General features: G+C 58.7%; 17 protein-coding genes. 7 read left to right on the top strand and 10 right to left on the bottom strand.

Going from position 1 to position 20,976, the window contains the following annotated elements; translation table 11 throughout:
- Positions 1-804: 804 nt before the first annotated feature.
- The gene (gene oadA / locus J2Y56_RS06875; protein ID WP_007943378.1) at positions 805-2,613 is read right to left on the bottom strand and encodes a sodium-extruding oxaloacetate decarboxylase subunit alpha; all 1,809 of its coding nucleotides are present in this window, start codon (positions 2,611-2,613) and stop codon (positions 805-807) included.
- An 11-nt stretch (positions 2,614-2,624) separates the two neighbouring features.
- Complete coding sequence (locus J2Y56_RS06870; RefSeq protein ID WP_007943377.1) at positions 2,625-4,040, bottom strand: acetyl-CoA carboxylase biotin carboxylase subunit; 1,416 nt, start codon at positions 4,038-4,040, stop codon at positions 2,625-2,627.
- Positions 4,041-4,231: 191 nt separating this feature from the next.
- On the opposite strand from J2Y56_RS06870, the gene J2Y56_RS06865 reads away from it, so the two are divergent.
- Positions 4,232-5,194, top strand: coding sequence for a LysR family transcriptional regulator (locus J2Y56_RS06865; RefSeq protein WP_007943376.1), 963 nt, complete (start codon positions 4,232-4,234; stop codon positions 5,192-5,194).
- On the opposite strand, the gene J2Y56_RS06860 is transcribed toward J2Y56_RS06865, so the two are convergent.
- The 3 genes from J2Y56_RS06860 to J2Y56_RS06850 form a co-directional block, all read right to left on the bottom strand.
- Positions 5,136-5,345 (bottom strand): PA3496 family putative envelope integrity protein, encoded by a 210-nt coding sequence (locus J2Y56_RS06860; protein ID WP_007943375.1) that lies wholly within the window; start codon positions 5,343-5,345, stop codon positions 5,136-5,138. The genes J2Y56_RS06865 and J2Y56_RS06860 overlap by 59 nt on opposite strands.
- Before the next feature lie 253 nt (positions 5,346-5,598).
- A complete protein-coding gene (gene hexR / locus J2Y56_RS06855; RefSeq protein ID WP_007943374.1) occupies positions 5,599-6,465 on the bottom strand; it encodes a transcriptional regulator HexR in 867 nt (288 codons plus the stop codon).
- A 135-nt stretch (positions 6,466-6,600) separates the two neighbouring features.
- Positions 6,601-9,471, bottom strand: coding sequence for an EAL domain-containing protein (locus J2Y56_RS06850; RefSeq protein ID WP_007943373.1), 2,871 nt, complete (start codon positions 9,469-9,471; stop codon positions 6,601-6,603).
- A 258-nt stretch (positions 9,472-9,729) separates the two neighbouring features.
- On the opposite strand from J2Y56_RS06850, the gene uvrD reads away from it, so the two are divergent.
- From uvrD to J2Y56_RS06835, 3 genes are all read left to right on the top strand, one after another.
- The gene (gene uvrD / locus J2Y56_RS06845) at positions 9,730-11,913 is read left to right on the top strand and encodes a DNA helicase II (protein ID WP_310349416.1); all 2,184 of its coding nucleotides are present in this window, start codon (positions 9,730-9,732) and stop codon (positions 11,911-11,913) included.
- A 312-nt stretch (positions 11,914-12,225) separates the two neighbouring features.
- Entirely contained in the window at positions 12,226-13,101 is an 876-nt protein-coding gene (locus J2Y56_RS06840) for a Tim44 domain-containing protein (protein WP_007943370.1), read from the top strand.
- A 139-nt stretch (positions 13,102-13,240) separates the two neighbouring features.
- A complete protein-coding gene (locus tag J2Y56_RS06835; RefSeq protein ID WP_150779604.1) occupies positions 13,241-13,648 on the top strand; it encodes an SMI1/KNR4 family protein in 408 nt (135 codons plus the stop codon).
- Between the two features lie 52 nt (positions 13,649-13,700).
- Here J2Y56_RS06835 and J2Y56_RS06830 read toward each other — a convergent pair whose 3' ends face one another.
- Positions 13,701-15,464, bottom strand: coding sequence for a cation:proton antiporter (locus J2Y56_RS06830; protein ID WP_007943368.1), 1,764 nt, complete (start codon positions 15,462-15,464; stop codon positions 13,701-13,703).
- A 201-nt stretch (positions 15,465-15,665) separates the two neighbouring features.
- Here J2Y56_RS06830 and J2Y56_RS06825 point away from each other — a divergent pair, with 201 nt between their 5' ends.
- Positions 15,666-16,148, top strand: coding sequence for an acyl-CoA thioesterase (locus J2Y56_RS06825; RefSeq protein ID WP_007943367.1), 483 nt, complete (start codon positions 15,666-15,668; stop codon positions 16,146-16,148).
- 115 nt (positions 16,149-16,263) lie between these two features.
- On the opposite strand, the gene pdxY is transcribed toward J2Y56_RS06825, so the two are convergent.
- Positions 16,264-17,136, bottom strand: coding sequence for a pyridoxal kinase PdxY (gene pdxY, locus J2Y56_RS06820; protein ID WP_007943366.1), 873 nt, complete (start codon positions 17,134-17,136; stop codon positions 16,264-16,266).
- 120 nt (positions 17,137-17,256) lie between these two features.
- Between pdxY and J2Y56_RS06815 the strand changes: the two genes are divergently transcribed.
- Positions 17,257-17,670 (top strand): DUF3301 domain-containing protein, encoded by a 414-nt coding sequence (locus tag J2Y56_RS06815; protein WP_310349414.1) that lies wholly within the window; start codon positions 17,257-17,259, stop codon positions 17,668-17,670.
- On the opposite strand, the gene J2Y56_RS06810 is transcribed toward J2Y56_RS06815, so the two are convergent.
- Positions 17,667-18,632, bottom strand: a complete 966-nt coding sequence (locus tag J2Y56_RS06810; RefSeq protein ID WP_310349413.1) for a CobW-like GTP-binding protein — start codon at positions 18,630-18,632, stop codon at positions 17,667-17,669. The two genes, J2Y56_RS06815 and J2Y56_RS06810, sit on opposite strands and share 4 nt — an antisense overlap.
- A 27-nt stretch (positions 18,633-18,659) precedes the next feature.
- Between J2Y56_RS06810 and J2Y56_RS06805 the strand changes: the two genes are divergently transcribed.
- Positions 18,660-19,016 (top strand): NADH:ubiquinone oxidoreductase, encoded by a 357-nt coding sequence (locus J2Y56_RS06805; protein ID WP_310349411.1) that lies wholly within the window; start codon positions 18,660-18,662, stop codon positions 19,014-19,016.
- Between the two features lie 4 nt (positions 19,017-19,020).
- Here the strand turns inward: J2Y56_RS06805 and J2Y56_RS06800 are convergent, their stop codons facing one another.
- Positions 19,021-19,671 carry a DUF1826 domain-containing protein gene (locus J2Y56_RS06800; RefSeq protein ID WP_310349409.1) on the bottom strand — a complete coding sequence of 217 codons (651 nt, stop codon included), beginning with the start codon at positions 19,669-19,671 and terminating at the stop codon, positions 19,021-19,023.
- Positions 19,671-20,879, bottom strand: coding sequence for a zinc metallochaperone GTPase ZigA (gene zigA / locus J2Y56_RS06795; protein WP_310349407.1), 1,209 nt, complete (start codon positions 20,877-20,879; stop codon positions 19,671-19,673). The genes J2Y56_RS06800 and zigA overlap by 1 nt, the downstream gene beginning before the upstream one ends.
- Positions 20,880-20,976: the final 97 nt, after the last annotated feature.

The raw sequence follows: 20,976 nt of genomic DNA, 5'->3' as shown, positions 1-20,976 counted from the left end.
ACCTAGCTCGCGCTCGCCACCGTCAGGCTTGGGAATTACCACACGCTTTACCGGACTGGGCCGGTAGGCGCCTGAAATGAGCTGTTCACGAATCGTAGGCCATTGGCACAGCAAACGTTCGGCAGTCTGTTCAATGCCCAGACCATCCACACCTGCTGCGCCTTTGTTAGCCTTAACCCGCTTCCATGCCTGTTTCAGGTTTCCTCTCGCAAAGGCCCGTTCAAGCAGCCTTTGCCCTGCGCTATCGGGTTCATCTTGCGGGCGATTGACCTCGTCGCTGACAGGACTTCTCACGGCTTCACCGCTCGTTATCTCCATCCGCCCCGCGTTTGGCAGGCATCTGACTTCCGGTTTCTCGCATCAACATGGCCTATAACGCTCTCTCTCGTTCGGCCCTTCGTCAAAAAAAAAAGACTACTACGGCCTCTGCTGACTTCTCGCTCCGGCTTGCACCGTCGCCCTTTCAGGCACAAGGCGAGATCTCCCCAGGTAAGAACGCAATCCTTCCCCGCACAACCGCCGGATTTACGCAGCCTGATCCTTGACCACAAGAGCTTCGCGATCTTTTGCTCGCTCGCCCTGATCGGCTTCGCCTTATATCCGGTTCTTGTCCATCGGCTCACGGTTTCGATTCACGCTTCCTCCCCACACTCAGTCGCCCTCATGCAGTTGCGCTTCACTTCGTTCGCTGTGGTCAGCTTACGGCGGGACTTTCACCCACAAGATTGCGCCCATGCTGGGCGCACAAAAAAAGGGGAGCACATGCCCCCCCGAGGTTTAAAGCGTTGTATCGAGGCTGTTAAATCAGCCTTCGATCTCGATCAGGATTTCGCCCGGGTTTACCCGGTCGCCCTTGGCTACGTGGATGGCGGTAACTTTGCCAGCGATGGCCGATTGGACTTCGGTTTCCATCTTCATCGCTTCGGTGATCAGCACGGCTTGCCCTGCTTTCACGGTGTCGCCTTCCTTGACCAGCACATCGACGATGTTGCCCGGCATGGTGGTGCTGACGTGGCCCGGCGCAGTGGCTTGCTTGCGCTTGCTGGTGCCGCCGCTGACGAATTCGTTGAGCGGTTCGAACACCACTTCTTCCGGCATGCCGTCGATGGACAGGTAGAAGTGACGCTTGCCTTCAGCCTTGACGCCGACACCGGTGATGTCGACGCGGTAGGTTTCACCATGGACGTCGATGACGAACTCGGTCGGCACGCCTTCGCCACCGGCCGAGGCCACGCCGCCAGCCTCGGGAATCGGCAGCAGCACTTCAGGCGTCAGGGTGCCGGCAGCGCGTTCTTCGAGGAACTTGCGGCCGATGTCCGGGAACATCGCATAGGTCAGCACGTCTTCTTCGGACTTGGCCACGGCGCCAATTTCAGCACGCAGCTTGGTCATTTCCGGCTTGAGCAGATCAGCTGGACGCACGTCGATCACTTCTTCGCTGCCGATTGCCTGGCGACGCAGTTGCTCGTTCACGGTGCCCGGCGCCTTGCCGTAGCCGCCTTGCAGGTAGAGCTTCACTTCGTTGGTGATGGTCTTGTAGCGCTCACCGGCCAGCACGTTGAAGAACGCTTGGGTGCCGACGATTTGCGAGGTCGGCGTTACCAGCGGCGGGAAGCCGAGGTCTTCACGAACACGCGGGATTTCGGCCAGCACTTCACTCATGCGGTTCAGTGCGCCCTGCTCTTTCAACTGGTTGGCCAGGTTGGAGATCATCCCGCCTGGTACCTGGTTGACTTGAACACGGGTATCGACCGCGGTGAATTCGCTTTCGAACTGGTGGTACTTCTTGCGCACGGCGTAGAAGTACAGACCGATCTCTTGCAGCAGCTCCAGGTTCAGGCCGGTGTCGAACTCGCTGCCTTTAAGGGCGGCGACCATCGACTCGGTGCCAGGATGGCTGGTGCCCCAGGCGAAGCTGGAGATCGCGGTATCGATGTGATCGGCACCGTTTTCGATGGCCTTCATTTGGCACATCGCGGCCAGACCAGCGGTGTCGTGCGAGTGGATGAACACGGGCAGCGACTGCTCGGATTTCAATGCCTTGACCAGTTCGCCAGTGGCGTATGGCGTCAGCAGACCGGCCATGTCCTTGATCGCCACCGAGTCGCAACCCATGGCTTCCATTTGCTTGGCCTGGTTCACGAAGGCCTCGATGGTGTGCACCGGGCTGGTGGTGTAAGCGATGGTGCCTTGGGCATGTTTGCCCGCCGCTTTCACAGCTTCGATGGCCACGCGCAGGTTGCGCACGTCGTTCATCGCATCGAAGATACGGAACACGTCGATGCCGTTGACGGCGGCCTTGGCGACGAAGGCCTTGACCACGTCGTCGCTGTAATGGCGGTAGCCCAGCAGGTTCTGGCCACGCAGCAGCATTTGCAGACGCGTGTTAGGCAGTGCCGCACGCAGCTGGCGCAGACGCTCCCACGGGTCTTCTTTCAGGAAGCGTACGCAGGCGTCGAAGGTCGCGCCGCCCCAGCACTCCAGCGACCAGTAGCCGACTTTGTCGAGCTTGTCGCAGATCGGCAGCATGTCTTCGGTGCGCATGCGGGTGGCGAGCAGCGATTGGTGGGCGTCGCGCAGGATTGTGTCGGTAACGTGGATTTGTTTGCTCATTGTTATATTCCTCACAGGCCTGCGTGGGCGGCGATGGCGGCGGCGATGGCCAGGGCCAGCTCTTCGGGTTTGCGCTTGATCGAGTAGTTGGTCAGTTCAGGGTGGCTTTCAACGAAGCTGGTATTGAACTGGCCGCTACGGAATTCCGGGTTACGCAGGATTTCCTGGTAGTACGCGGCAGTGGTCTTGACCCCTTGCAGACGCATGTCGTCGAGGGCACGCAAGCCACGGTCCATCGCTTCTTCCCAGGTCAGCGCCCACACCACCAGTTTCAGGCACATGGAGTCGTAGAACGGTGGAATGGTGTAACCGGTGTAGATCGCAGTGTCCGTCCGCACACCGGGACCGCCGGGCGCGTAGTAACGGGTGATCTTGCCGAAGCTCGGCAGGAAGTTGTTTTTCGGGTCTTCGGCGTTGATCCGGAACTGCAGCGCGAAACCGCGGTGCTGGATGTCTTCCTGTTTCACCGAAAGTGGCAGGCCTGACGCGATGCGGATCTGCTCACGCACGATGTCGATGCCGGTGATTTCTTCGGTGATGGTGTGTTCCACCTGCACCCGGGTGTTCATCTCCATGAAGTACACCTCGCCCTCGGCGAGCAGGAACTCCACGGTACCGGCGTTCTCGTAACCCACGGCCTTGGCTGCACGCACCGACAGGTCGCCGATGTAGGCGCGCTGTTCCGGGGTCAGTTGCGGGCTCGGGGCGATTTCGATCAGTTTCTGGTTGCGACGCTGGATCGAGCAATCACGCTCGAACAGGTGCACCACGTTGCCGAAGCTGTCGCCGAGAATCTGCGCTTCGATGTGCTTTGGATTGACGATGCATTTTTCCAGGAACACTTCCGCCGAACCGAAAGCCTTGGTGGCTTCAGAGATCACGCGTGGGAACGCTTGTTCGAGTTCTTCGCGGCTGTTGCAACGACGGATACCGCGACCGCCACCACCGGAAGTGGCCTTGAGCATGACCGGGTAACCAATGCGGTCGCCTTCGATCAGGGCTTCTTCGATGCCCGCGACGTTGCCTTCAGTACCCGGAGTCACCGGCACGCCGGCCTTGATCATGCTGCGGCGCGCTTCGGTCTTGTCGCCCATGCGGCGAATGACTTCAGCCGATGGACCAATGAATTTGATGCCGCGTTCCGCGCAGATGTCTGCCAGCTCGGCGTTTTCCGAAAGGAAGCCGTAACCTGGGTGCAATGCATCGCAACCGGTTTCCACCGCCAGGTTCACCAGCTTGCGCGGGTTCAGGTAGCCGGCCAGTGGCTCGGCACCAATGCTGTGGGCCTCGTCCGCACGCTTCACATGCAGCGCATGACGGTCAGCGTCGGAATAGATCGCGACCGAGCGAATGCCCATCTCGGCGCAGGCACGTACGATTCGTACGGCAATCTCACCACGGTTGGCGATCAGGATCTTTTTTATCACTTTTGGAGGTTCCCTTGAGCCGGTGGTACCCACGACCTGCTAGACCAGGTCGACGCGTGACCAAATGTTTCAATTCAGTCGCAGTGCCACACTAGCCCCCACAAGGGATTAACAAAAATGAATAATAATTGGGTCAGGCATAAGTAAAGACTTATAGTTGATGAATCAGACAGCGGCGGGAGCGATACAATATGCGTAAGTCATTGATGCGTATGACATTGCGTCAATTGCAGATTTTCAATGAAGTCTGTGATTTAAGATCCTACAGCCGAGCAGCCGACGAAATGTCACTCACACAACCAGCCGTCAGCTTACAGATTCGTCAACTCGAGGAGCTGGTTGGCCAACCCTTGTTCGATTATGTCGGCAAAAAACTCTACATGACAGAAGCTGCCGAAGCACTCCAAAGAGCCAGTCGGGATATTTTCGGCCGCCTGGAAAACCTCGATATGCAGCTTTCGGACATGCAGGGATCGCTGCAAGGACAGCTGAAACTGGCGGTGGAATCCAGCGCCAAGTATTTCGTCCCGCACCTGTTTGCCGCCTTCAAACGCCAGCACCCCGAAGTTAACCTGCAACTGACCGTCGTCAATCGGGGGCAAGTAATTCGACGCCTGTCAGACAACCGCGATGACCTGGTGATCATGTCGATGGTGCCGCAGGACATGGGGCTGGAGTTCCTGCCCTTCCTCAATAACCCGATTGTCGCGGTGGCGCCACCGGATCATCCGTTGTGCCACATGGGACCTCTGCGCTTGCAGGACCTTGAGCCCTACACCCTTCTGCTGCGCGAGCCGGGTTCCGGGACGCGAATGGCGTGCGATGAATATTTCAAGGAAAAGCGTGTGCACTTCAACCAGACCCAGGAGGTCTCGTCAGCCGAAGCTCAACGTGAATGTGTGTTGGCGGGTCTGGGCGTAGCGCTGTTGACGCGCCACGCCCTGAACCTCGAGCTGGCGACCGGCGGTTTGATCGAGTTGCCGGTCGAAGAGCTGCCGCTGTACCGCAGTTGGTGCCTGGTGCAGGCCAAAGCAAAGCGACTGTCACCGGTGGCCCACGCATTCCTTGCGTTTATCCGCAGCGAGCGGGTGCAGATCAGCGCGCTGGTTGAGCGTTTCGACGCGAAGTTACCGGCGCTGCGTGCCAGTAATTGAGCTCCAGATCAGGGAAATCACCGATCTCTGCCAGCAGTTGGCGGCGTTCGCAACGATCTTCGATGGCGCGGCGAAATTCCATGCGGCGCTGATCTTCTTGCTGACGACGGGTTTTGGCGGCGCTGTTGCGTTCTTCGTAGGGCTGGGCCATTTCGAGTCTCCCAATGCGATTACGGGAGTTTCAAGATAGGCGCAAGGGATGACGGTTTGGCGGCGGGTGGGTTACAGAGGTGTGAACACTGGCATAGAAGTGGCGAATGTGAAGACGCCATCGCGAGCAGGCTCGCTCCCACAGGGGTCATTGGTGCACACACTATTTGTGCAACACCGTCGATCAAATGTGGGAGCGAACCTGGTCCGGGCGGCGTTCCGACGATTAAGGTCGGAACGACCTTACGAAGACTTTAGTCGTCCAGCGCTTTCACCGACTTGGGCGACAGTCGCAAGCTGCGAAGGCTGCGTTTGACGCTCTTGAGGTGGTTGACCAGGCTCGGCCCGCGCGCCATGGCCACGCCCATCGCCAGCACGTCGATCACCACCAGGTGCGCGATTCGCGAGGTCAGCGGGGTGTAGATTTCGGTGTCTTCATGCACATCGATTGCCAGGTTGACGGTCGACAGCTCAGCCAGCGGCGTCTGGCTCGGGCACAAGGTGATCAGCGAAGCACCACTTTCACGCACCAGGTTGGCCGTGATCAGCAGATCCTTGGAACGCCCGGACTGGGAAATACAGATTGCCACGTCACTCGGCTTCAACGTCACTGCCGACATCGCCTGCATGTGCGGGTCGGAGTACGCCGCCGCGGTGAGCAGCAAACGAAAGAATTTGTGCTGGGCATCGGCGGCCACGGCGCCCGATGCACCAAAGCCATAGAACTCGACGCGCTGGGCCTGGGACATGAGCGAAACCGCCCGCTGCAACTCAATCGGATCGAGCTTCTCTCGAACTTCCATCAAGGTATGCAGGGTGGTGTCGAAAATTTTCAGGCTGTAATCGGCAACGGAGTCGTCTTCATGGATCGCAAACTGGCCAAAGCTCGCACCAGCCGCCAGGCTCTGCGCCAGCTTGAGTTTCAAATCCTGAAAACCGGAGCAACCAATGGCGCGGCAAAAGCGCACGATGGTCGGCTCGCTGATGCCGACGCTGTGGGCCAGGTCGGCCATGGAGCTGTGCATCACCGCCGCCGGGTCAAGCAGCACGTGGTCGGCGACCTTGAGCTCCGACTTGCGTAAGAGGTGGCGTGACTGGGCGATGTGTTGCAGCAGATTCAAAGGGCTGGACTCTTTGTTATTGGCAGTAGCCGGGGATGTAGCAAGCTTGTAGTTATACTACAAGAATTCGCTTTTTGCCTGCTCAATGCGTAACTCGATGTCCCCATTTCACGCCGCATGCGCTCCATGTAGCACTTATAAGGGGTTTGCGTCCTTACGTAACAGCTCCGCCAGATCGCTGGCTTCGACCGGACGACTGATCAAATAGCCCTGCACTTCATCGCAGCGTTCGACTTTCAAAAACGCCAGCTGCTCCTGCCGCTCCACCCCTTCGGCTACCACCTTCAACGACAAACCATGGGCCATCGCAATAATCGCCCGGGTAATCGCCGCATCCTCGCTGCCCTCCCCCAGACCACGAATAAATGTCTGATCGATCTTCACGTAGTCCACCGGGATACGTTTGAGGTAGCTCAGGGACGAATACCCAGTGCCGAAATCATCGATCGCCAGTTTCACGCCGAGATCTCGCAGCTGCTGGAAGGTCGCGATGATGTGCTCGACACTGTCCAGCAACTGGCTTTCGGTGAGTTCCAGCTCCAGGTAGTGCGGCGCCAGGCCGGTTTCTTCCAGTACCTGGCGCACCAGGCTGACCAGCTTGCCTTGGCGCAATTGATGCACCGACAGGTTGACCGACACCCGAATCGGTTCAAGCCCCTGCCGCTGCCACTCGCAGGCCTGCCAACAGGCCTGACGCAATACAAATTCGCCGATCGGGCCGATCAGGCCGGTTTCCTCGGCCAGACCGATAAAGTCTCCCGGCGGCACCCGGCCCATGGTCGGATGATCCCAGCGCACCAGCGCTTCGGCGGCATTCAACCGGCCTGTGGCGAGACAGAGTTTGGGTTGGTAAAAGACTGTCAGCTGGTGTTCTTCTATGGCTTTACGCAGCTGGTTTTCCAGCTGTAAACGCTCAAGGGTGCTGGCTTGCAGGCTTTCGGTATAAAACTGGAAGTTATCGCCACCCAAGTGTTTGGCGTGTTGCATGGCTATGTTCGACTGGCTGACCAACGCGGTAATTTCCCGCGCGTTGTCCGGCAACATGCTGATGCCCATGGACGCACTGACCACCAGTTCATGTCCATCAACAGTGACCGGCAAACGCAGCTTGCTCGACAACCGCGTCGCCACGCGCGCCAGGCTCGACAGGTTGCCATAGGCATCGAACAGCACCGCAAATTCATCCCCGGACAGCCTTGCGATCGTATCGGCCTCTGGCAGCGCGTTGACCAGGCGCCGGGACATTTTCTGCAACAGTTGGTCGGCCACGTCATGACCCAGGCTGTCATTGAGTAATTTGAAGCGGTCCAGATTGATGTGCAGCAATGCCAGGCTACGCCCGCCCTGACGCACCCGCTGATGGGCTTCGCGTAGCCGTTCACGGAACAAGGAGCGGTTCGCCAGGCCTGTCAGTTCGTCGTAGTGGGTCAGATAACGCATGCGCTCTTCGGATTCGCGACGGGCCGACAAATCCGCGAAGAAGCCGACAATATGACTGACGTTCCCCCTCGTATCGCGCACTGCATTCAACTGCAGCCATTGTGGATAGAGCTCACCGTTTTTACGGGTTTCCACCAACTCGCCCTGCCAGGTCCCGTGCTGCTCCAGCGCCTGATGGATTGCACCGTAGTGTCGACGCGCATCGCGACTGCACGGTAACTCGACGACATTACGGCCAAGCATGTCGTCGATGTCATAGCCGGTGACTCGGCTGAAGGCCTGATTGACCGCCATCAAGGCGTAATCGGGGTCGAAAATTACGATGCCTTCGCTGGCGGCTTCAAAGACGGTCGCCGCCAGTTGGCGTTGTTCTTCCTGTCGCTTGGTTGCGCTGATGTCACGACGGGTGCCGACCATGCGGATCACCCGACCATTTTTGCTGTGCTCAACGGCCCGACCACGATCCTCGATCCAGACCCAGTGGCCGTCGCCATGCCGCACGCGGTACTCGACCTGGTAGTCCTCGCTGCGGCCTTTCAAATGCTCGACCAGTGCTATCTTCAGCACCGGCACGTCTTCCGGGTGCAGACGCGGCTTGAGGTGACGAAGCATGGCCGTCACGTACTCCGGCGCCAGGCCGAACAATTCCTGGATCTGCGTGTGATGGACTTCATCGGTTTGCAGATTCCAGTCCCAAAGCCCGAGTTCGCTGGCATTCAACGCCAACGCCAGCCGCGCTTCACTTTTGCTCAGGGCCTGGTTCGCGGCGTCCAGCTCCAGGCTGCGTTGCGCAACACGGTTTTCCAGTTCGACCTGGGCTTCACGCAGTAGGTCTTCGGCGCAGCGACGCTGGTCGATTTCCTGGGCCAGTTCGTGGTTGAGTTGATCGCTACGGTTTTGCGATTGCTGCAAGTGCTCGATCAATGCCTGATTCTGGAAGCGGCGCAACAAACCGCGGTCGATCAGGCGGTTGATCTGCCAGGCAATCACACTCAGTGCGCCCAACAAAATCAATCCGAACCAACCCCAGCCTTGACCCTGTGCGTCGCCGCCCCAGAATAAATAGAGGATGGCCGGCAACAGGCAGGGCAAGGTAAAGGACAGAAACGCTGGCAGGCTGACCGCATACGCAACGCTGGCGGAAAGAGCGGCGGCGCCAATCAGGCCGAACACCCACGCTTGCTGAATGAAATTGTCGGCGGGCACCAACGCAATACCGGCGCCGGCCAGCGTCAGGCCGGTGAGGCCGGAGCCCAGCAAAAACATACGGCGCCAGATTGGATGCGCCTGTCGGTCAGGAATCGCCGAATCAAAGGCCGCGACTTGAATAACCCGTAACGCCACCAGCGACAACAGCCACACCAGCCAGACGCTGACCAGGAAATGGCGCTGCGGATTCCAGAGCAAACGGGCGCAGACCAGGCCATTGATCAACATGAATAACGTGGGCAGCAGCGAGCCCTGATAAAGCAGGCGCGTGCGTTCTACCGCCATTTCCATGGCGTACTGTTTGCGGATAACCCGAGGCTCCACAGTGGGGCCCGACAGGTCGGTGCTGAGGGTCATAGGCAATGTTCTTGTTCTTATAATGATGAGCATGAGCCCGAAACGTCGACGGAGCATACACAAGCCAATGCCCTTACCAAACTGCCCCGGATCATAAATTCGACAATATTTCAGGCCGCCCCCGCCCCTCCAAAACCGTGGGAGCGCGGCCCGCCAACGCCTGCGGCCAGTGACTGACCGGTCGTCCTTCGTGGATCTTTCATCGGCTAATGCAAAGCTCGGTTTGCCCGGTGTGTCGGCGCACCCTAGAATGCCCCGATGCGCGATGATCTCTCCCTTCTGCTGAACTCACTCAACGATGCCCAACGCCAGGCCGTAGCCGCCCGCGTGGGTCGTCAGTTGGTCCTGGCCGGTGCTGGTTCCGGTAAAACCCGAGTGCTGGTGCACCGTATCGCCTGGTTGATCCAGGTCGAAAACGCCTCGCCCCACTCCATCCTGTCGGTGACCTTCACCAACAAGGCTGCGGCCGAGATGCGTCAGCGCATCGAGCAGCTGATGGGTCTCAACCCGGCCGGCATGTGGGTCGGCACCTTCCACGGCCTGGCGCACCGCTTGCTGCGGGCGCACTGGCAGGAAGCGGGGCTGAGCCAGACTTTTCAGATTCTCGACAGCGATGATCAGCAACGGCTGGTCAAGCGGGTGATCCGCGAGCTGGGACTGGACGAGCAGCGCTGGCCGGCACGGCAGGCCCAGTGGTTCATCAACGGGCAAAAAGACGAAGGTCTGCGCCCGCAACATATTCAAGCCAGTGGCGACCTGTTCCTGGCGACCATGCGCAGCATTTATGAGGCCTACGAGGCCGCATGCCTGCGCGCTGGCGTGATCGACTTCTCCGAATTGCTGCTGCGTGCCCTCGATTTGTGGCGCGATCATCCGGGCTTGCTGGCCCATTACCAAAAACGCTTCCGCCACATTCTGGTCGACGAGTTCCAGGACACCAACGCCGTGCAGTACGCCTGGTTGCGTCTGCTGGCCAAGGGCGGAGACAGCCTGATGGTGGTGGGCGACGATGATCAGTCGATCTACGGCTGGCGTGGCGCGAAAATCGAGAACATCTATCAGTACTCCGACGACTTCCCGGATGCCGAGACTATTCGTCTGGAGCAGAACTACCGCTCCACGGCCGGGATTCTCAAGGCCGCCAACGCCCTGATCGCCAACAATACCGGACGCATGGGCAAAGAACTGTGGACCGATGGCGGCGAAGGCGAAGCGATCAACCTGTACGCCGCATTCAACGAACACGATGAAGCACGCTACGTGGTGGAAACCATCGAAAGCGCGCTGAAAACCGGCTTGGCCCGCAGCGATATCGCGATTTTGTACCGATCCAACGCCCAATCGCGCGTTTTGGAAGAAGCTTTGCTACGCGAGCGTATTCCGTACCGCATCTATGGCGGCCAGCGCTTCTTCGAGCGTGCAGAAATCAAGAACGCCATGGCTTATCTGCGTCTGCTGGAGGGCCGTGGCAACGATGCGGCGCTGGAGCGGGTGATCAACGTCCCAGCCCGTGGCATTGGTGAGAAAACCGTCGAAGCCATTCGCGACCACGCGCGTCACAGCGATGTGTCGATGTGGGAAGCCATGCGTCTGCTGGTGGCTAATAAAGGCCTGACCGGTCGCGCTGCTGGCGCGCTCGGCGCCTTTATCGAGCTGATCGAGAATCTTTCCGCCAAGTGCATGGAAATGCCCCTGCACCTGATGACCCAGACGGTCATCGAGCAATCAGGGCTGATTGCCTATCACCAGGCGGAAAAAGGCGAAAAAGGCCAGGCTCGGGTAGAAAACCTTGAGGAACTGGTCAGCGCCGCGCGCAACTTCGAAAACGCTGAAGAAGATGAAGACCTGACGCCGCTGGCGGCGTTCCTTGGCCATGCATCGCTGGAAGCCGGCGATACTCAGGCCGAGGAGCACGAAGACAGCATTCAGCTGATGACCTTGCACAGCGCCAAGGGCCTGGAATTCCCTTACGTGTTCCTGGTGGGCATGGAAGAAGGTCTGTTCCCGCACAAGATGAGCCTGGAAGAGCCTGGCCGTCTTGAGGAAGAACGCCGCCTGGCCTACGTCGGCATTACCCGTGCCATGCACAATCTGGTGATGACCTACGCTGAGACACGACGCCTGTACGGCAGCGAAACCTACAACAAAGTGTCGCGTTTCGTACGGGAAGTGCCGAAAGGCCTGATTCAGGAAGTGCGACTGTCCAACAGCGTCAGCCGTCCATTCGGTGGCGGTCAGCAACAGAGCTCCAGTAGCCTGTTCGGCGGCAGCGAGATCCCGGACACCGGGTTCAGCCTCGGCCAGACCGTGCGGCATTCAGTGTTCGGCGACGGCGTGATCCTGAATTTCGAAGGCGCGGGTGCTCAGGCGCGAGTGCAGGTGAACTTCAGCGAAGGCAGCAAGTGGCTGATGCTCGGTTACGCGAAGCTCGAAGCGATCTAAAGGCCACCTTCAGGGAGCATTTCTGTGGGAGCGAGCCTGCTCGCGATGAACGATGACGCGGTGTTTCTGTTACTCCGCGTTGCGTCTATCGCGAGCAGGCTCGCTCCCACAGTTTGATCGCGAAGTTCCCCTGGGCGCCCTTCCTACAGAACTTATCCACTCGTCCTACAGACCAAAGTTAACAGGCCTTATTGCGCTGACTGAAGCTGAACGCAACCTGTCAGGCAAAAGCCCGAAACACTCTGCCGCTAGCCAGTAACACTTCAGCTGTGCAACATGGCGCGCGTGCATCCACAAAATGGGATTACCCTTATGAAACGTTTTCTTAGCATCGCCATGGCGTTGTGCATTGGCCTGACGATGAGTCTCGACGCCAATGCCGCCAAGCGCTTTGGTGGCGGCAAGAGCTCCGGCGCTGCGCCGACTCACCAGACTAGCCAAATGGCTCCTTCTTCTGCTGCCGGTGGCGCTGCTGCCACTGCAGGCGCGGCCGGTGCTGCTGGCGCCGCAGCCAAGGCTGGCGGTGCTTCGCGCTGGCTCGGCCCTCTGGCCGGTATCGCTGCCGGTGGCCTGCTGGCCTCCATGTTCATGGGCGATGGTTTCCAGGGTATGCAGATCTTCGACATCCTGATCATGGCGGTCATTGCCTTCCTGGTCTTCCGCTTCATCGCCGCCCGTCGTCGCAAGCAGCAGGAGCATTTGGCTCCGGCTGGCCACGCGCCGATGCAGCGTGAAGTGTTCCAGAACCAGCCTGCGGGCGGTTCGATCTTCGGCGGTTCGGCTGCGCCGGTTGCCGCTCGTCCGGTAATCAATGCCCCGGCCTGGTTCAATGAAAAGAACTTCATTGAAGCGGCCCGCAACCACTTCCAGTCTCTGCAGCAACACTGGGACGCTAACGAAATGGACAAGATCGCGGAGTTCGTGACCCCGCAGCTTCTCGAGTTCCTCAAGCGCGAACGCGCTGACCTGGGCGACGGCTTCCAGTCCACCTACATTGATAACCTCAATGTCCAACTGGACGGCGTAGATGATCGTGCCGACAAGACCATCGCTACCCTGACCTTCAGCGGTGTGTCGAAGTCCTCCCGTTTCGACCAGGGCGAAGTGTTCAGCGAAAGCTGGAACATGGAACGTCCACAGGGCGAAAACCAGCCTTGGCTGGTGGCCGGTATCCGCCAGAACGGCTGATCCCTCTTGCGTTAAGCATGCTGTAGTAAAAAAAACCCCAGCCTCGGCTGGGGTTTTCTATTTCGCGGTTGCATCTATAGCGAGCTACTGTATAAACCGCCCCAACTAAACCGCGCCATCAAGCAAGAGGATCCCGGACGTGGAAGAAATCATTGAACAACTGCGTGAAGCCAACGAACCGGTACCGGTCCCCTTGGAACTGCCTGATGAAGATCAGATCGTGGAAATCGAAGAGCAACTGTTCATCGACATTCCGTTCGTCTTCAGAGAATTTTTGCTGACCGTCAGCGACGTGGTCTACGGCAGCTTGGAGCCGGTGACCGTCACCGACCCGCAATCCCACACCTACTTGCCTGACGTTGCCGCAAACGCCTGGGATGCTGGCGTTGATCGCGGCATGATCCCGATCTGCCAGGACGGTGACAACTACTACCTGGTCGAAGAAGACGGCACCGTGGTGTTGTGGTTGGCCGAGGAAGAATTGCTCGCCGAAGAAACCTGGGAATCGGTGTGGCACTGGGCGCGGGACGTTTGGCTGGAAAGCTGAGACGCCTGGACGGTTGTAGCAGCAGGCTGTGCCAGCTGCTACAAGCGCAATGTCAGTGACCAGATGCATCGTTGTGGTTATCCAGGGTTTCGAGCAAGGCCACCTGCATCCGCGTATGCACGCGGATGAACCAGCGCCAGAGCAAGGCCGCGACAGCGGCAGCGACCACGATGATCAATACCAGCAGCTTGCTGGTGGGCAGAATACTGGCCGACAGGGCTGCCAGTAGCAGGAAAATCACCAGCAGCGAGAGGATCGGAATCACTTCGGCGATCACCCGACGTACTCGCTGCGTGTGACGGCCAGCCATCTCCGGCTTCACGCCCATCTCTGCCAATAGCAACGACAGCGCCTTGAGCTTGCGGTAGGCGGCGATCAGGAACGGCAGTGACACCAGCAGCGCCCCACCCCAAATCAATGCTTTCTGCCAACTCGGATCGATGATCCAGCCTTGCAGCCAGGCGGACATACGCCCGGCGAAATACGCGCCCGAGAAAAAAATCGCAATGACCAACGCCAGATTGACCCCCACCTGCAACAAAATCCGCCGAATCATCGACGCCAGCAGCGCCCCCTCGCCTTGCGGTTGAATACTGCGTAACCATTCGCCGTACATTCCCAAAACCCTGCCCAGTCGTTGCGGCATCACGCCGGCAAGCTTGATCGACAGCGGATCGGCCGCACGGATCAAGTACGGCGTCAGCAGCGTGGTAATCACCGAAACAGCCACGGCGACCGGATAAAGGAAGTTGCTGGTAACCTGCAGCGTCATGCCCAACGCAGCGATGATGAAAGAAAACTCGCCGATCTGCGAAAGGCCCATCCCCACACGCAATGAGGTCCGTCCATCATTGCCGGCGATAAAGGCGCCAAGACCGCATGACAGCATCTTGCCGAGCACCACCGCCACCGTGATCACGGCAATCGGCCAGGCATATTGCAGCAGGATCATCGGATCCAGCATCAGGCCGATGGCAACGAAAAAGATTGCGCTGAAAAGATCTCGAACCGGTTCAATCAAACGCTCTATTTTCAACAGTTGCCGAGACTCAGCCATGATCGCGCCAATCAGGAACGCGCCGAGTACCATGCTGTATTCCAGCCTCACCACCAGCAGACAGAAACCGAAACACAGCCCCAGCACGGTGATCAGCAGCATCTCGTTGCTTTCAAACCTGGCCACGTAAGCCAGCAGCCGTGGCACCAGCAAAATCCCGATGACCAGCGCGACAATCATGAACAGCGAAAGCTTGCCGACCGTGGAAAACACTTCGCCGGAGCTGACCGTGCCGCTGACCGCGATGCTCGACAGCAACGCGATGATGCCGATACCAAGGATGTCCTCGACGATCAGCACACCAAAGATCAGTTGCGCGAAGCGCTCGTTTTTCATTTTCAGATCATTGAGCGCCTTGACGATGATGGTGGTCGAGGAAATTGCCAGGATCGCACCGAGGAACAGCGAGTCCATGGTGTTCCAATCAAACCAGCGACCGATCTCGTAGCCGATCCAGATCATCAGCACGATTTCCAGGAACGCCGCGATAAACGCCGTGGCGCCGACCTTGAACAACTTGCGCAGACTGAACTCCAGACCAAGGCAGAACATCAGGAAGATCACCCCGAGTTCCGCGAGGGTTTTGATGGTTTCTTCATCGTGAATCAGTGCGAACGGCGGTGTGTGAGGGCCGATGATGAAACCGGCGACGATGTAGCCCAGCACCACCGGCTGTTTGAAGCGATGGAACAGCACCGTCACCACGCCCGCGATCAACATGATCACTGCCAAATCCTGAATGAAACTGATGGCATGCATGGCGTGGGCTCCTCAAGAGGGACGTTGGGAGGTTAACACCACGACTTGCGCTGCAAAGGCGGTGCAATATATGGAAACAGATCGATCCGGGCGTGACGGCAACCCACTGCCCGGCGTCCCGATAACTGTTGGTTTGAAAAAGCCGACAAGGCACCCGCAGAGGTGCGCCCCTGAAATTGCGCCTTGAACCGTGAGAACGCTATGGAACCCGGAAACGCACAACTGTCGATGACAGTATTGATGACCCCCGACATGGCCAACTTCTCTGGCAATGTCCACGGCGGCACCTTGCTTAAATACCTCGACGAAGTCGCATATGCATGCGCCAGCCGTTATGCCGGTCGCTACGTGGTGACCCTGTCGGTAGACCAGGTGATTTTCCGCGAGCCGATTCATGTCGGCGAACTGGTGACCTTTCTGGCTTCGGTCAATTACACCGGCAACACCTCCATGGAGGTGGGCATCAAGGTCGTGACCGAGAACATCCGCGAGCGCTCGGTGCGCCACACCAATAGCTGCTTTTTCACCATGGTCGCGGTGGATGACAACCGCAAGCCCGCTGCCGTCCCGCCGCTGCAACCGCATAACAGCGAAGAAAAACGCCGCTTCATTCAGGCACAGCAACGTCGGCAGATTCGTCAGGAACTGGAAAAGCGCTATCAGGAAATCAAGGGTGATGCCTGAGATCTGTAACCGGCGTTAGATAGCCGTCGCGAGCAGGCTCACTCCTACACTTGATCTGTGTTGTTCACACATTCAGTGTGGGAGCGAGCCTGTTCGCGATTGGGGCCCCGCAAGATTAAAGGCTGATCGAAGTCGCTTCGAATCGCACCCGCGGATGCGCAATCCGGTCCTGCGCCCGCACCAGTTCCAGCTCATAGCTGGCACAGGCCTGAGTCTCCAGCAGCACTTCATGCACCGCCGACGCCGCAAACTCGAAGGCGGCGACCAGGCTGTCGCCCAACAACACACGCGCCAGAAACAACCCGGACGTCAGGTCGCCCACGCCCACCGGCTGACGCGGAAACGCCAATAGCGGCCGACGCAGATGCCAGTTGCCTTCAGCGGTCACCAGTAACATCTCGAAGCCATCCGCCGGTTTGCCCGGATAGTCCAAATGCTTGACCAATACCGCCTTCGGCCCACGTGCCAACAGCGCCCGCGCCATGGCCAGGCAATCGAACAACGACCGAGGTTTACGCCCCGAGAAGCTGTCCAGTTCCAACTGGTTCGGACACATGAAGTCAGCCACCGATGCCGCCTCTTCCAGCAGGAAATCGCTGACTTCGGCCGGCACGCTACAGCCTTTCTCGGGGTGGCCCATCACCGGGTCGCACAAATACAGCGCCTTGGGGTTCACCGACTTGATCCGCGCCACACCCGTCAGGATCGCTCGGCCCTGAGCCGCACTGCCGAGATAACCGGACAGCACCGCATCGCAGTTGCCCAACTCGCCAATCGCCGCAATCCCTTCGACCAAATCAGGGATTTGATGCGGTGACAGCACTTCACCCGTCCACTGGCCGTACTGCGTGTGGTTGGAGAACTGCACGGTATTGAGCGGCCAGACATTCACCCCGACCCGCTGCATCGGGAAAACCGCGGCGCTGTTGCCAGCGTGGCCGAACACCACGTGGGACTGAATGGCGAGCAGATGGGGCGTACGTTTCATGCGGTGAGTTTTCCGTCAAACGATTGAAATTCGAGCCGCGCAGTATGCGACGAAACGCAGCCTGTACGACAGACCGGCGACGCAGTTAAGCTGACACCATCTAGTTGGAGCAACCTGTTAATGCTGACTCTCGGAAATATCTTCGTGCTGATGCTGCTCGCCACCGGTGGTGCGTGGTTGTGGCACAACCACGGCTTGCGCGAGCGTGCGCTGGAGCGGGTCAAGCAGCATTGTGCCAAGCTCGGCATCGAGTTGCTGGACGGCAACGTGGCGCTCAAAAAAATTGCGGTCATCAAAGACGCCAACGGCCGGCGGCGCCTGGCCCGCGTGTACAACTTTGAATTCACCGTGACCGGCGAAACCCGCCACAACGGCACCATCACCCAATTCGGCGCCCACAGTGCACAGATCGAACTGGCGCCCTACCCGATGCCGTTCGACGACACGCCCGCGGTCGGCGATGTCGTGAAGCCCCGCGCCGAGGTGATCGAGTTGAGCCAGTGGCGACAAGAACACACCAAGTGGCGCCCTTAACCTGATCGGCAGTCGGCCAGAACTCTTTGCAATGAATCAACCTCCTGCGGCTGGCTGAAAATCAGCTCTATCCGTGAATCCTGACGCCATTCGCTGGGCTTCCATTCCAGTTCCGAATTATCCAGCGCATTGGCCGAAACCCAACCGTCAGCACTGTGGATAACCAGCTTGGCCCGCCGCCAGCAAAGGCTTTCAAGCCATTGGACGATGAGCGCCACATCGAACGTCTGGCTCGGATGCCAACGCCAACCGATACTCCACCCCCCTTCCTGTTCCTGGCTCAAGCAAATCGGCAGTGAGGGATTGGTCCAGATGGCCTGCAACTGCGCCAGGCCCTTGGGCATGATGAAGTTATCCATACCCACTACGGCCCGGGCCTGGAGTCCCGGCAATTCGTTCAATGGCAACAAAGCTTGCTGCGTCCAATACAACGGACGAGGAGGTAACTGCGAGGCAATTCGTTGGCGATCATCAATGTCGAGACCTTCCGCCTTGTTCAACACCAACAAACCGGCACTGTTCAATGTCTCCTGTTGCGCCGCAGGAAGCGGTTTGCCGGCAGCGAGCGATTGGGCATCCAGGACCAGTACACAGGGTTGTACCGACAGTACACCGACCCAGGGTGCCTCATTCAACTGTTCAAACAATCGGGCCGGATGCCCCAGACCTGACGGCTCGATGAACAGTCGGTCCGGCTTTGCCTTGCGCAATAACCGCCCGAGCCCGATCTGAAACGGTGCGCCATTGACGCAACACAAACAGCCGCCGGCCACTTCACCCAGTGCGATACCATCGGCATCCTGCGTCAGCAACGCAGCATCCAAGCCGATCTGGCCGAATTCGTTGATCAGCACCGCCCAGCGTTCGCCGACCGGCCGCTGCGTCAACAGGTGCTTGATCAGACTGGTTTTGCCAGCGCCCAGTGGGCCCGCAATGACGTGCGTAGGAATGTTCTGCAACATGGTCGGCGTTTTCTGAGGAGGTAAAAAATGCGGTTAATGGGATTTTCATTACTCTTGGCGCTGTGTTCCGGCGAGGTGCTCGCCCAGGCTTGCGTGGTACATACCACAGCCGCAAGATTGGACGTGAAAGTCTGCCAGCAAAACCGCAACATCCCGGAAAAGCTCTTCGCCGACGGCTTCTGCCAGCCCAATCTGGCCGGGCAGACCGTCGACGTGCAGTACGTTGGCCAGTGCCCAACCGGCGCGTTCGGAGTCTGCAGCAACGCTCAAGTCGCCAATATGCCTTACCGGCAGGACATTCACTATTACGGTGTGGCCACCGACGCGGCGTATTTGAAGCCGTTTTGCGAAACGCAGAGTCAAGGCAACTGGCTCAAACCTTGAGCTGTTATGCGAGCCAATCGAGTGTCAGGATCAAGCGACGCTCACCCGCTGCAGGTTGGGGCGAGCGGTGGATCAGGCCAAAACCTTCGTTGCCATGCCATCTCTCGCCTTTGAACAGAGCCACGTCCCCACTGTCGATTTGCTCGATCATCGAATCCTGTAGAGGCTCGGCCTCAGGCTTGCCCAATTGGCGACGATCCATAACGCCCTCTCGCAGCCACTGACTGCCGATACCAGAATACGTAGTGATCAACCGCACCGGCACATGATCGACGTGGAAACGCGGGCACATGGCCCTGTCCAGCGCCCGCAAACGCAGGCCGACGCGTTTGGCGCCCAGAAGGCAGGCGAATGCGCTGACCAGCCAGGACACGTCGGCAATGAAGCCCTCATAGCCTTCCAGATCACTGAAACCTGAGGCCAACCCCTGAAGATCGGGTTCGGTGACATCGCTGGGCAGCTCCAGGGCCAGCGACTCGGCCAACGGCTTGTTCAGGGACAGTAGCAACCGGCCGAAATCGACGATCTGTACCGGAAGTTGGCGCTGCCAAATGGCGAGGTTTACATCGTCATCGAGGATACGGGTTAACGTTTGCAGCGTCTCTCCCTGAACGGGATGAACGACAGAGCGCTGTTTCAGATTCGGCACCCGCATCAGGCCACTTCCCCTTCATGCCAGGGCCCAAACGGATCTGACAGCAATCGCCAGCCCTCGGCCCCCAATGCCATTTCCGCATCCGTCAGCAGGCAATCGTCGAGTTCGGCGGTGAGCTGGGCGAAGTCTATGTTCTGGCCGATGAACACCAATTCCTGGCGGCAATCGCCGGTGGCGGCAGTCCAGTTCTGCATGATCCCGGCCGTGCTTTCTTCATCCTGCGGCCATTGGCTTTTCGGCACAAAACGCCACCAACGCCCGGCGAAGCCATGGCGCATCAAGCCACCCGCCTGGGACCAGCTGCCAGCGTCCATGCGCTTGTTGGCCAGCCAGAAAAAACCTTTGGAACGCAGCAGCTTTCCATTCACCCAGGGGCGGTCGATGAAGCTGAAAAAGCGCTGCGGATGAAACGGACGACGGGCTCGGTAAGCGGTCGAGGCGATGCCGTATTCATCGGTTTCCGGTATGTGCTCGCCACGCATTTCCTGTAACCAGCCAGGGGCCTGAGCAGCCTTATCAAAGTCAAAGCGCCCGGTATTCAGGATTTTTTCCAGGGGCACGACGCCCATGACCATAGGAATAATGTCTGCTTGTGCGTTGAGGCGTTGAAGAATCGCGATCAACTCCTGGCGCTCGCGGCTGCTGATCAAATCGATCTTGCTGATCAAGATGACGTCGGCGAACTCGACCTGTTCGATCAATAGATCAGTGATCGAACGGTCGTCCTCTTCGTCCAGCGTTTCACCGCGTGTGCTGAGGCTTTCGGCGGCCTGATAATCGAGCAGAAAGTTCACGCCATCCACCACGGTGACCAGGGTATCGAGGCGTGCGAGGTCAGCCAGGCTTTGCCCTTCTTCATCACGAAAGGTGAAGGTTTCCGCCACGGGCAGCGGCTCGGAGATGCCCGTGGATTCGATCAACAGGTAGTCAAAACGTCCGTCCCTGGCGAGCTTGCTGACTTCTTCGAGCAAGTCTTCGCGCAAAGTGCAGCAAATGCAGCCGTTGCTCATTTCGATGAGCTTTTCTTCTGCTCGATTCAGGCTGACATCCCGCTGGACTTCACTGCCATCGATGTTGATTTCACTCATATCGTTGACGATCACGGCGACCCGCAGGTTGTCGCGATTACGCAGGACGTAGTTGAGCAACGTACTTTTTCCGGCGCCGAGAAAGCCCGACAGAACGGTCACGGGGAGACGATTGGGCATCAGCAATTCCTCAATGGGGCGCCCGATTGCAGAGGCGGGCTTGATTGATGTTATAGTATAACAACACATTCAAGCCACTTTTCTCCAGACTCTCACG

It is taken from the genome of Pseudomonas sp. BE134, from assembly GCF_031456105.1.
Lineage (GTDB): Bacteria > Pseudomonadota > Gammaproteobacteria > Pseudomonadales > Pseudomonadaceae > Aquipseudomonas.
The sequence above is the reverse complement of the archived record's forward strand: the minus strand, read 5'-3'. Positions and strand labels throughout refer to the sequence as shown.